The sequence below is a fragment of the Pseudomonas azotoformans genome (assembly GCF_001579805.1).
In the GTDB taxonomy this organism is placed as follows: Bacteria; Pseudomonadota; Gammaproteobacteria; order Pseudomonadales; family Pseudomonadaceae; genus Aquipseudomonas; species Aquipseudomonas azotoformans_A.
The window spans coordinates 4,490,200-4,502,321 of sequence record NZ_CP014546.1 but is presented as its reverse complement, the minus strand read 5'-3'; the positions used below and the strand labels follow the sequence as shown (position 1 = coordinate 4,502,321).

Sequence of the window (12,122 nt, the reverse complement as noted above, 5' to 3'; positions counted from 1 at the left end):
ACCACTGAAGTGCGGTTGCCCAACGCATCATATTGATAAGTGATGGTGGTTGTCGTTATACCATCGGTATAGACGACTTGAGTGATACGCCCTAAGGGGTCATAGGTGTAGTTGGCTGCCCCCGCCCATGTCGGGGTGGATGAGATCAATAAAAAACTGAACAATGCCGAACGCCACGATAAAGGCCTCATCGAGAATAGCGTTTCTTTATTCTGCTCAACGTCCATGTTGTCCTCGCAAGGGTTGTACCCATTACAGCGATACAGGCGAACCATCCATGGCAATCAGTTTTGTGGTTGCCGAACGGCATGTGAATGTGAGCTTAGGGAAGAAGTAGCATTTTGCCAGTCTCCACTTAAATATTTTTTCATCTGCGTGATAAGGCTCTCAATTCGCTTTCGTCTCGTACGTAAACCGTGGCCTTCATGGACTTGAATAAACAAACTCCCAAGATTCATAGCCCACTGATAACCCTATAGAAACACTCTCCGGAGGATGAGTTCCTATAGGCTGAGACGCGGACGAGCTCCGCACACCAGAAATACCTCCACGCTGAAACACAATCAGCTTAAAGGGCTGTCCAGTCATGGGGTCTGGATATAGGTGTCGAATGTAACGTCGTACCACTACGTGTCGCGGATCGCGTAACAAATCCTCCAGACGCTCCGGGTACTGGAACAACCCATTCGGTGAACTGAGGTAATATTGGCCAATAGCCTCTTGATAAAGTGTTCCAACCCGCAACAATTCCGCTTCTTTCAAGCGTCGCACCACACTCGACTGAAAATCAAGGTACTGCCCTATCCCCAGGGATAACACTAAAATGACTAGCAGAAACCAGAAGTAGGTCAGGCCCTCTTGCCTTGCCCGCCGCCCTACCATGAGCGGTAATCTGTTCCGTCTGCAGCTGTGCCTGACGCGCCACTTAACACGTCGATAACCCTGGAAATACCAGAGTCTTCTTCAGTCACCGTCTCCCAGCTGTCATTGCGGCGGGTCCAAGGGTCAACGGGCAATTTGCGCAGATAACGCTCTTCCACCAAGGCCTGCAACGAGTCCGGGTAGTGGTCTTTATCCGCATAATAGTGGTCCAGTGCTTGACGCAAGATAACGAGGTTTTCGCGCAATGCAGCATCTTGGGCTTTGTCGACCTGGTGCACGTAGCGTGGTGCGACTATGCTCAATAGTGTGGCGACAATGGCTAATACCACCAACAACTCGATAAGCGTGAAACCTTTCACGTGAAAACTGGCCACTTCACCACTCCTTGTAAGGTACACCGTTTAGGCCGGCCCCTGACTTCATCGAGTACACATCGTAAACGTCATCTCCCGGCTGCGGAGCCGCCCCTTCACTGGCATAACTTCGCAAGCCCCAGGTGCGTTCCGCGGGTAACCTTGAGTCAGTGGCCATAGGATCACGTGGCAGACGACGAAGGAAAAATATCTTTTTCCCCTTCAGATCGCGTTGGTCAGGTACTCCATCTACCAACACCTGCAGGTTCTCCGGATACCCCGTAGTCATGCCTGATCGGTAAACACGCCCCTCATCCCCCGCCTTCTTGTAAGCGTCGATTGCCTCACGTATTTGCCGTAACGCGATTTTGAGCTCTTGCTCCTTCGAACGCTGAACGGTCATCTGTGCCATCGGTGTGACGATCGACGCTAATAAGGCTACTAATGCAACTGTCACGACCATCTCGATAAGCGTGAAACCCTTCATGCAATGCCGCACGACTTTCACTGCGTCCGCTCATCAAGAGTGCTCGAACTATATTGCCCTTTGGGCGTCAATCGCTGCGGATGAGTAGACGCGCGCTCCGAAGTCCCAGAGTCAAACCCTACCGTCGTTGTCGCAGGCATCTGTCCAGGACGAACAATATGTGGGGTGATTTGCAAGACGATTTCCGAACGGGTATTGGTTTTACTCTTATTGGAAAACAGCCGCCCTATTCCTGGAATCCAACCAAGCCCCGGGATTTCAGAAGATGCCTGCTGTGCTTCATCTTTAAGCAGCCCGGCCAAGACTTGTTTCTCACCATCTCGCAAACGCAAAACCGTCGTGGCGTTGCGAGTACCTATTTGATAAGCCAGCAACCCGTTCGCCGAACGAATCTCCTTAGCTATATTGCTGACCTCAAGATCGATAGTGATTGAGACATCATCATTGAAATGTATTTCCGGAATCACCTCCAGTTTCAAGCCGACGTCGAGGTAACTGACAGACTCCATTGATGCACTGGATGTTTGGTTCACCGTGGTCGTGATGACCGGGACCTTGTCACCAATCAAAATCTTCGCTTTCTGGCGACTGCTAACGCGAATGCGTGGGTTGGCCAGCATCCGCGCGTCGCCCCCGGTTTGCTTAAAATTCAAAATGGCTAACGGGTCAGGATAATAGAGCTGAAAATTGCTGCTATTCACATGGCCCAAATCTTTGAAACTGATGGAGCCAGGTTTTTCGCCACTACCTTGCAACCCCACACTCAAGGTATCCGGGTATTGAACACCCAAGTTACTTTTGCCGTCCGTGTTGACCTCCATAATCTCGACCTCCAGCACCACTTCAGATTCAGGTACGTCGTAAAGCTCCACCAACCGTTCCACCGCTGCAATCACGCTAGGGCGATCACGGACCACCAAAATCCGCTGAGCATCATCAACATAGACGGTACGTGGCGACGCCAGCACTTTGATCATGTCCTGAATCTTGATGGGATCTGCACTGCGCAAATAGAACGTTCGCACGGTCAGCTCCTCATAGCGATTACGTTTGTCCTCCTTGTCCGGATAGATCAAAAACGCGGTATCACTTAGCGGTTTACGCGCCAACTGGTTCATATTCAAGATCAAGTCAAGCGCTGACAAGACCGTCGTTTTACGCGTATAGATCGTCGTGCGCAGATCGGTTGGTACATCCTTATCCAAGACGAAATTCACCCCCGAGGTCTGGGACAACAAACGCAACAGGTCTTGCAGGCTGATGTCACTCAACTCAAGAGTTATTTCCTCCTGCAATCTGGGGTTCAAAAGGTTTGAATCCGAGGCCATTAGTTGTTCTTGCCGCTGGATGACATCCTGCTGTTGCAAAGCGTCGCGCTGTGTCGGATGGTCATGTAATAAAGCCTGTAACTGCCGTTTGGCGCCACCAGAATCCCCGCGTGCCAAGGACTCGCGTACCTTGTCCAGCTTATCAGTAACTACCTGCTCACTGGGCAGCGCTTGGAGAGCCCTGACTGCGATTTCCTGCCTTGGCTCAATGTTCAACACTTTACGGTAAAGCCTCGCCGCTTCATCCCAACGCCGATTATCACGGGCGGTCTTGGCTTGTTGCAGCAAGTCTCTCAAAACGCTGTCGCGCAGTTGGATATAGCGAAGCCCATACGCCATGGGATCCCTATTGGCCAGATCCCTGTAACGCTCCAATCCTTCCTCGAACTGCCCCTGTTCGATCAGGCGCTGCGCATCATCGCCTTGTGATTGCCCAGTCGTACAACCTGTCGAAAGACCTCCCAACAGCAGCCCAATCATCCAACGTCTGTGTAGCTTAACGGCTGACATCATGTCCATTTTCACTGTATAGGAAGGCCACGGGATAAACTTTGGGTACGATTGTCTGTGCCCATTTGCTGGGTATTTTCACGAAACATCTTCACTTCACGCACGGTTCCTAAATGCCGATCGCGCAGTTTTACTGTCTGTCCTGTGATGCGAGTGACCTGCCAATTGCCTGTGAGCGTGTCTCCTTGCTTGTACGCACGAGCCCCCTCGCCCGCGTCCAGAAATACGTAGTCTTCCTGTGCCTGCTTAAGGCGACCGAGATAAATAACATTAGGTGTCGGCGCCATCATCGGAGCGGGCTCAGAAGATGCAAGCTCAATCAATTCTGGGGGGGCTATCAGGGTGACGTCGGTCGAAGGTAGGTCGGCAGGCAACGTTGCTTCAACCAACACAACAGGCTGGCGTACCCACTGCATGCCGTCTTGTACACTTTCGTTTTTTTGAGTTGTTGATCGTTGACGAGTTGTAGGTTCGGCAAGGGTTATGCGTTCTGGTTTGAGTAAAGCAACAGCACTCAGTACCAGCACGATAGCCAACAGCAACTGCAGTTCGCGCGCGATCATTCTGAGGCTATTCATGGCGCACCTGCGGCCGGATGCTCGACCGTAAGTACAGCCGTGTATCCAAGGTCAAACGCGTTTGGCCCGGATTGGCCCCGGTGAGAAATTCATAGGACAAGTTCTCAATCGCTAAACTGGGCATCTCCAGCAACAGGCGGTCAACGTATCGTCGTACCGCTAATGTTTGCCCTGAGAGCACCAGCCGAGCGCCAAGCTCGCTTACAGGCAGATTGACGTTTTTCCCGATCTGGTAATTCACTTGAAGCAACTGAACGTCCAAGTCCACGGCAAGCCGGTGAAAACCGTCAATAAAATCGAGGCGTTTCTCCTCTGCCGGCAAAAAATCTAGAAATGCTGCCAGGTTATAAGCAAGAGGTAATGTTTCGCGCGGTTTGTCACCCGCCACTGGGATTTCCACCAAATTCAGCGACGTTATGTCACGTTCAAGACCAACGATTACGGTCCTCCAAAGGAGAACTGAAAAGAGCCCAAGTGCAGCCAAAACAATCAACCTGCTGTCCAGCGCCCACCAGAACTTGCGTAGAAACCATAGTGCTCGCGCAGATGCACGAAGTGACGACAGCTTCCATTCAAGACTCATCGGCCCACTCCAAAGCAAGCTGGAATACCACACCGGCGCCCCCAACCCCTGGCGTTGTTACCTGCTGCGCCTCACTCTCCAGCACTACTGAACGCCAAGCAGGCATCGACTCCAACTGCCGCAGATAATCCAGCATCGAGGTGTTGTCCGGTGCCTGTACGGTAAGGCGCCAAAGCCTGGGCTCACGGGCGGACGGCTCTAGATGAAGTATCACGGTCGTGCCCTGAGCCTGTTGTAATGCCGCCCAGACAGCACCCCAGGGATATCGTAATGAAGCGCTAATTTTTCTGAGCTCTTTACCCGCCCCTTCGTTGGCACCAGATGCACCGCCAGCTTCACCCTGCCCCCGCGAAGACCCAGAGTGCAGGAGTATCAGTGCATCACGCTGACTCAGGAGGTCTGCACGCCACCACAGCATTAAAACGGCCAAAAAACACATGACCCCGATGGCGAGAGGCCAATACGTGCGCCCTGAGGGCCCGAAGTTGATATCTAGACGACGCATTCAGTTAGTGCCCGCGCAGCGTACATACCCAAAAGAGTCAAGCTGCTTTCCAGACTCAATGCTCAGTGCAATCAGAGGCCGAGGAACCGATTGCCCGGGGGCAAACACGTAAAGCGATTCCGCCAAGGGGGTCCCCAACAAATCATCCGGCGCCACACAAGGCTGTGTAGAAATAGACTTGGGGCTGCCGCCCTGAACCCTGACCACCAAAACTCTGCCTCCTTCCAGTATTGCTAGCGCGCCTGCACCTTCGGGCAATTCGGGCAACCGATTCCACACCACCGCAAGTAAGGGCTCGGCGCGTCCGAGTTGCACACCCCTGTTTTCCAGTAAAAGTCGTAAACTCTCAATCAGCTCGACTGACACAAAGGTGGCAACCTGTGACTTTAGATATTCCGGTTTGGTCAGGATCACATGATGCCCCTGCGCGCTGCTGTCGAAACGTTTTTCGAAATTCACGCGAGCCACTGCAATGGCCAGCGCGGGATCAACCAGGCGGTGGTCCCACGCAAGCAGGACGTGCCTGCACCAGCTAAGGCCGAGAATAATATTGATACGTACACGACGACTGATGCCCAAGACGCCTAAACCTTTCTCCACGGCTTGCACAACGCCTGCAATTTGCAGGTCAGACAGCGGCTGAACACTATATGTAGTCTGCCCCTGTACTCGATGGTCTGCCCATTGCAACTGCGCATCCCCGACGTACAGATCCAACTCATGACGCTGGCGCAGGCCTTCAATCAACGAAAGTGACACGATTGATCTCCTCCAGAGACGTCAAACCTTCCTTCACCGCTTGCAAAGCTTGATCACGCAGAGAACGCATACCTTGCTGTCTCGCCAACGTTTTAAGCTCGGTAATTGGGGCTTGTCCTAAAATCAATTCACGCATGCCATCCGTGAGCACAAGCACCTCCGCAAGTGCCTTTCGCCCCTTGTAGCCCAGCCCGCGGCAATGAGCACAACCGCGCCCCTGCCTGAACGCCCAATCATCCGTAGTGGCTGAGTTGAGCCCAGATGCGCCCAATAGGGTTGCATCTGGCTCTGACGGCTCTGCGCAATGCATGCACAACAAACGGACTAACCTCTGGGCGACGACACCATTGAGAGCAGTGACAAAGCTATAGATATCAACGCCCATATGGCGGAAACGGCTCAATACGTCAAACACGCTGTTGGCATGTACCGTGGTGTAGACCAAGTGGCCAGTGAGCGCCGCTTGCACGGCTATTTCCGCAGTTTCCTTGTCTCGGATCTCACCCACTAGAATTCTGTCAGGGTCGTGACGGAGAATGGACCTGAGGCCTCGAGCAAACGTCAGGCCTTTTCTTTCGTTCACAGGAATCTGCAAAGCCCCGGGCAGCTGATACTCCACGGGATCCTCGATGGTAATGATCTTGTCTTTACCCTGATTGATTTCACTGAGCGTGGCGTACAGTGTCGTAGTCTTGCCGGAACCGGTTGGCCCTGTGACCAACAACATGCCATAGGGCTGCGAAGCCAGTTTGCGAATGGCATCACAACTCATCGAATCGAAACCCAATATTTGCAAATCCAAACGTGCCAATTCAGCCGTAAGTGACTGCTTGTCGAGGATACGTAATACCACGTCCTCACCGAACATACTGGGCATTACCGAGACTCGAAAGTCGATGGTTCTGGCGTTCATGGCGACGGCAAAGCGGCCGTCTTGCGGGATACGCTTTTCACCAATATCTAACTCGGCCATGACCTTGATACGAGAGATCACCTCCTCGGTAACCGATCGATCCGCCAATGTTCGCGCCGGGGAAAGCACACCGTCTGTACGGTATTTCACTACCAAACCTTGGCCTGTGTTCTCGAAATGGATGTCGCTGGCCCCCTGACGATGAGCATCATAGAGTGTGGAGTTAACCAGGCGTATAACCTGGCTTTGATCCCGAGCAATACTCCCTGGTGAGATCTCCTCCACACGCGGTGCATCCTCAATTCGTAGCGAAAGAGGTGACAAGCGAGTGATGGCGTGGTCCTGCCCCTCGTAAACAGCTAGCTGAGTCTTAATAACCTGAGGATGAGCAAACGCGAGCTGAAAGAGACCATCAAATTTATAGCTGGCCCAACTGGCAAGGTCAGGATCCAATGGGTCGGAAGTCACAAGCCAACGTTGTTTATCAGCCCCGGCCATGAACAAGCATTCACGTTTCAAGCACTCGGCGTATTCAAGTTCGTTGAAATCCGCACTCATCTGTTCGACGTCGTGCTGTTCCAGCAAGAGCCACCCGGTGTAAGCATGCACGGCGGCAAGTACCTCGGCGGTAGGTCGGCCGCTTAACCTCTGCAGTGCTAGCAGCACCGGCTCACGTTCAAGCTCAAAAGAAGATCGTGCTGACGCAATGAAAACCTCGATCCACACGGCAGCATCTGTTGTCATTGCAGGCTTCCCGCAAGATCGAAGATTGGCAAGTACAACAATATGACAATGGCACCAATCACTAATCCGATAACGATCATCAGCAGCGGTTCAAACAAACGAGAAAACCGATCAATCCACTGTGTGACTTCCGCGTCGTGAAATAGAGCCACTTGCTCCAGCATGTTCGATATCTGCCCATTGCGCTCCCCCACACGTAGCAGTCGCAATGCGACGGAGGTGGTTAGGCCGTTATTGAGTAAACCAATACTCAGACGCTTACCTTCCTCAACGTCAGAAATCGCCTTTTCCAACGCGTGGCTTTGAGCGGCAGGTAATAGAGCCCGCACCATCTGCATTGCCTTCACTATCGGGATGCCGCCACTGAGGAGTAGACCCAGAGCTCGATAGAATCGCGAAAGCTGTCCAAGCCGTACTTTGGGGCCAATCCAGCGGTTGCCAGTGATCAGTTTTTTCAACTGAAAACGAACGGCTGGCCGTTTCAGCAACAACACAAACGACGTCACCGATCCAACACCACCCGCGAGTACCCACTGCCAATGGCCATTCACCCACTGGCCCCAGTGCATCAGCCAACGCGACATAAACGGCAGTTCGGTATTGATGTTGTTGTAAACCTCGCTGAACCGTGGGACGAGATAACACAATAGAAAGAGCCCCACTGCTGCACCTGCGACCATCAAAAGAATCGGGTACAGCGATGCGCTGAGAATTTTTTGTCGAATTTGAGTCGCTTGTGCGTGGTAACGAAGGTATCGCTCCAACGATTCGACCAAGTCTCCCGTCTGCTCACTTGCCGCTACAGATGCTACGAACAGATTGGGAAACTCTTCAGGGAACTCCGATAACGCCCTGGAAAAAGGTTGCCCTTCACGAATCCGCGCAAGAACACTCGACAGAATACGTAGATCCCGTAAGACGACATGTTCTCGCTCGATTAACGCCTCAAGCGTTTCGATCAACGATAAGCCGGCGCGTAACAGCGACACCACTTCATGAGTAAGCAATCCCAGATCAAGGCTACTCTCTCTCGAAGATAAAGAAATCCGCCAACCGACTGGGCGTATATCAACGACGCGAATACCTGATTCGATTGCTTGCTTATGGGCATGATCAATTGAGCTGGCTATCAACATAACTTCGTTGATGGCACCGACTGAAGACACCCCGCGGACCCTATATTTGGCCATGATGAACCAATAAGAAAGGTGAAAGGAGCCTTAGTAGGCGATGTCAGCATTCTCTCCGGCGCCACCTAGAGCTCGATCTTTTCCAAAAGAAAATAGGTCAAAATCGATATTTGGCTGGCTGGCTGGAAAACGATATTGGTAAACGACTCCCCAGGGGTCTGCGGGGACATCCTTTTTTAGATAGGGGCCACGCCACCGGACCTCGCCGGGTGGCTGGACATTCAACACAGTCAACCCCTCTTGCGTAGAGGGATACCTGCCGACGTCAAGGCGAAACTGGTCGACCGCTTTGCCCAAGATATCCAATTGGGCCTTGGCGGCGGTAATTTCCGATTTGGTGACGTTACCGAAGAGACGAGGGCCCACAATACTGGCAAGCAAACCGATAATGACGAGTACAACCAATAATTCCAGTAATGTGAAACCGCGCATGCGCGCCCTACTAGCTGCAGCTGCTGCTTTGCCAACCATGGCCAGTGCTCCCTTACCAAATCCTTTAGTCGGTGCGCCTTTATTATTTAACTGGCGGCTCCCGTATTTCCAGCAGCAGAAAAATATTGCTCTCGACGAGCAGTAGCGTTTGCGCTACCGCGAGTGCGCTCCGGCAAATGCGTTCACGTCCCCATCGATAATTGCACAATGCCATAAAGCTAGCAATTCTAAACCCCCATCGAAGTATTTTTTCACGTGTGATGAGCATCACGACCACATGCAATAACATTACAGAAAGGCACGCTTGGGTATAAACGTGATCTGGGTTGATAGCTACGATCAAGTTCCAATGATTATTCGCTCCCTCAGATAGAAATCGGGGGCTCATCTATTTTTACAAGCGGCAGCTATTGGCCCAGAGTGTGTAAAAACGCTAGATCCCGCTTCGATCTTCAAGGCTGAGCGGCTTCGTAGCCTGATCAAGGCACGACCTCTCTTTCTGATGGGCTAAACCGCCCCTGCAACGCGCCAGATCATCGGGACACGTAAAAACAGGCGGTTTTTAGGCCGTTAGCACTTTCATCAAGTGATGGATACCGATGATTTTCATGACCCGTTTCAAGTTGTAGGCGAGCACATTCAAGCTCATGTCCGTACTCACCCCGGCCAGCTTTCGTGTCAGGAAGTGCGTTGCACCCATCCATTGTTTGAGCGTCCCGAAGGGATGCTCAACAGTCCGTTTTCGGACGCGCATCATCTCCGATGCTTTGCTCAGCCGAAGCTGCATTTCCTCCAATACAGCTTCATGCTCCCAGCGTCGAACTCGTCGTTCCGTGCTCGGGGTGCATTGCGACTTCAAGACGCAGCCCTGGCTGGGAAATTGCACCCCACCTGACCACCTGATTGCATTGCCACTGACCAGTCATTTGCATTGGTACTGACCAGGTGTTTGCGTTGCATTTGACCACGCGAGCGCCTGCTCGATGGCAAAGACGCGTCGCCTGAAACGTCCGTCAATCGTCTGATGGCGTGTTTGGGATCGGAGATGATCCATCTGCTGACCATTTCCTAGAACGAAATGGGCGGCATCACCTGCGGCGTACCGTCGATAATGCACTTCCAGCCCCAATTCCGGAGTGCAGACATCTTTTTGAATTCATCGATAAGATCTGCCGAAATGTCGCCGATATCCGTCCTCAGCTCATATTCCGGGAGCATGGCATGCATGACGTCAAACCCCATATCCCCGGCAATCAGCTTGAGCATAATTTTTGTTCGCTGCTTCCAAGGTAAGCTTTTCCCACGTCGTTGTGGATGCTGGTAAACCATCGTGTTCAGATGTGCTGACGTGTAGATGTAATCGATGCTGGTCATGCATGCCTGTAGGTGCCCATTGGTAAGCGCCTTCCTGACGATCCGCCACAAGCAAAAGTGTCCACCCAGCCCGGAGTAGCAAGTTCGCGTTTTCTTCGCTCCGGGTATTGGTCAACTTCGTCGTCTTGTCGATGCTCATTTGGCGCCTTTATGCTGAGACCATTGAAGAAATATAGCCTTGAACCTGCATGGTCTCAGACTTTACGACCATGCTCATCAATAACAACTTGCCCGTCCTCTTTGACAAAGCTGCCGCGCTGTTCTTGAATCGCCCCGGGTTTCCTAGACACCTCTTTGCCTTAAACTGAGGCCAATTAGGAGGTGCCATGAGCAACCCGCGTTACCCCGAAGAATTCAAAATACAAGCGGTCAATCAAGTGACCGAAAAGAAGCTACCTGTCGCTGATGTGGCGGCCCGTCTCGACGTGTCGACGCATAGCCTCTATGCCTGGATAAAGCGCTACAGCAAACCTCAAGAAGAACGGCAGCAAGACGAAGATCAGCACGCTGAATTGCGTCGTCTGCGAGCCGAACTAAAGCGTGTTACTGAAGAGCGAGACATCTTAAAAAAGGCCGCCGCGTACTTTGCCAAGGAGTGCGGTTGAAGTACGCCTTTATCAAGCAGCGAGCCGGCGACTATTCCATTCGACGGCTTTGCCTGACGCTGAAAGTCCATCCCAGCGGCTATTACGCCTGGTTGTCTGAGCCGCAATCTGCACGCGCTAAAGACGACCAGCGACTGCTGGGTTTGATCAAGCATTCCTGGCTGGAGAACGGCGGCGTTTATGGCCATCGCAAAATCCATGACGATCTGCGCGAGGTCGGTGAAGTTTGCGGGCGCCATCGTGTGGCAAGGCTGATGCGTCTTGAAGGGCTGCGCTCTCAGACAGGTTATCGACGCCGCCCTGAAAAGTACGGCGGTAAGCCAGCGGTCGCCTCACCCAATTTGCTGAAGCGCCAGTTCGATGTCGTAGAGCCCAACAAGGTTTGGGTCACCGACATCACCTACATTCGTACCTATGAAGGCTGGCTGTATTTGGCAGTAGTGCTGGATCTGTTTTCTCGTCAGGTCGTTGGCTGGTCAATGAAGGCGCAGATGACCAGTGATTTGGCTATTGATGCATTGTTGATGGCGGTTTGGAGGCGTAAACCGAAGCAAGAGGTGATGGTTCATTCCGACCAGGGCAGCCAGTACAGCAGCTCCGATTGGCGCAGTTTTTTGAAGGCAAACAATTTGGACGCCAGCATGAGTCGTCGAGGTAACTGTCATGACAACGCCGTGGCCGAGAGCTTTTTCCAGCTTCTGAAACGAGAACGGATCAAGCGGAAAATTTACACCAGACGTGAAGATGCTCTTAGCGATGTGTTCGATTACATCGAAATGTTCTACAACTCAAAACGTCGACATGGTTTCAACAATCAGCTGTCACCGGTAGAGTTTGAAAAGCATCATGCAATGAGCTTGCAAGGTGTCTAGAGAATCC

The 12,122-nt window shown here is 52.3% G+C and carries 11 protein-coding genes and 1 pseudogene; 1 reads left to right on the top strand and 11 read right to left on the bottom strand.

What is annotated here, in order from left to right:
- Nucleotides 1–875: 875 nt before the first annotated feature.
- The 11 genes and pseudogenes from AYR47_RS20790 to AYR47_RS32250 all read right to left on the bottom strand — a co-directional run bounded on the left by AYR47_RS20790 (nucleotide 876) and on the right by AYR47_RS32250 (nucleotide 10,638).
- The gene (locus tag AYR47_RS20790; protein WP_237142491.1) at nucleotides 876–1,256 is read right to left on the bottom strand and encodes a type II secretion system protein; all 381 of its coding nucleotides are present in this window, start codon (nucleotides 1,254–1,256) and stop codon (nucleotides 876–878) included.
- Between the two features lies 1 nt (nucleotide 1,257).
- Complete coding sequence (locus AYR47_RS20785) at nucleotides 1,258–1,734, bottom strand: type II secretion system protein (RefSeq protein WP_420492072.1); 477 nt, start codon at nucleotides 1,732–1,734, stop codon at nucleotides 1,258–1,260.
- Between the two features lie 5 nt (nucleotides 1,735–1,739).
- Entirely contained in the window at nucleotides 1,740–3,530 is a 1,791-nt protein-coding gene (locus tag AYR47_RS20780; protein WP_167351261.1) for a hypothetical protein, read from the bottom strand.
- 41 nt (nucleotides 3,531–3,571) lie between these two features.
- On the bottom strand, nucleotides 3,572–4,138 hold the full coding sequence (locus tag AYR47_RS20775; protein ID WP_156487814.1) for a hypothetical protein: 567 nt from the start codon (nucleotides 4,136–4,138) through the stop codon (nucleotides 3,572–3,574).
- Entirely contained in the window at nucleotides 4,131–4,721 is a 591-nt protein-coding gene (locus AYR47_RS20770; RefSeq protein WP_061436639.1) for a hypothetical protein, read from the bottom strand. Before AYR47_RS20770 ends, AYR47_RS20775 begins: the two co-directional genes overlap by 8 nt.
- Before the next feature lie 505 nt (nucleotides 4,722–5,226).
- Nucleotides 5,227–5,985, bottom strand: a complete 759-nt coding sequence (locus AYR47_RS20760) for a hypothetical protein (RefSeq protein WP_061436635.1) — start codon at nucleotides 5,983–5,985, stop codon at nucleotides 5,227–5,229.
- Nucleotides 5,966–7,642 carry a GspE/PulE family protein gene (locus tag AYR47_RS20755; RefSeq protein ID WP_061436633.1) on the bottom strand — a complete coding sequence of 559 codons (1,677 nt, stop codon included), beginning with the start codon at nucleotides 7,640–7,642 and terminating at the stop codon, nucleotides 5,966–5,968. Before AYR47_RS20755 ends, AYR47_RS20760 begins: the two co-directional genes overlap by 20 nt.
- Nucleotides 7,639–8,808 (bottom strand): type II secretion system F family protein, encoded by a 1,170-nt coding sequence (locus AYR47_RS20750; protein ID WP_237142490.1) that lies wholly within the window; start codon nucleotides 8,806–8,808, stop codon nucleotides 7,639–7,641. Before AYR47_RS20750 ends, AYR47_RS20755 begins: the two co-directional genes overlap by 4 nt.
- Before the next feature lie 54 nt (nucleotides 8,809–8,862).
- Nucleotides 8,863–9,303, bottom strand: a complete 441-nt coding sequence (gene gspG / locus AYR47_RS20745; RefSeq protein ID WP_061436629.1) for a type II secretion system major pseudopilin GspG — start codon at nucleotides 9,301–9,303, stop codon at nucleotides 8,863–8,865.
- A gap of 523 nt (nucleotides 9,304–9,826) precedes the next feature.
- Nucleotides 9,827–10,135: pseudogene (locus AYR47_RS20740) on the bottom strand (transposase); the annotation flags it as partial.
- 197 nt (nucleotides 10,136–10,332) lie between these two features.
- A complete protein-coding gene (locus tag AYR47_RS32250; RefSeq protein WP_082781518.1) occupies nucleotides 10,333–10,638 on the bottom strand; it encodes a hypothetical protein in 306 nt (101 codons plus the stop codon).
- Nucleotides 10,639–10,964: 326 nt separating this feature from the next.
- On the opposite strand from AYR47_RS32250, the gene AYR47_RS20725 reads away from it, so the two are divergent.
- Nucleotides 10,965–12,115, top strand: a protein-coding gene (locus tag AYR47_RS20725) for an IS3 family transposase (protein WP_156487813.1) whose coding sequence is annotated in 2 segments (ribosomal slippage) — nucleotides 10,965–11,208 and nucleotides 11,208–12,115 — 1,152 coding nt in all. Because the reading frame shifts where the segments join, the coding sequence is not laid out codon by codon here.
- The last annotated feature ends 7 nt before the right edge of the window (nucleotides 12,116–12,122 follow it).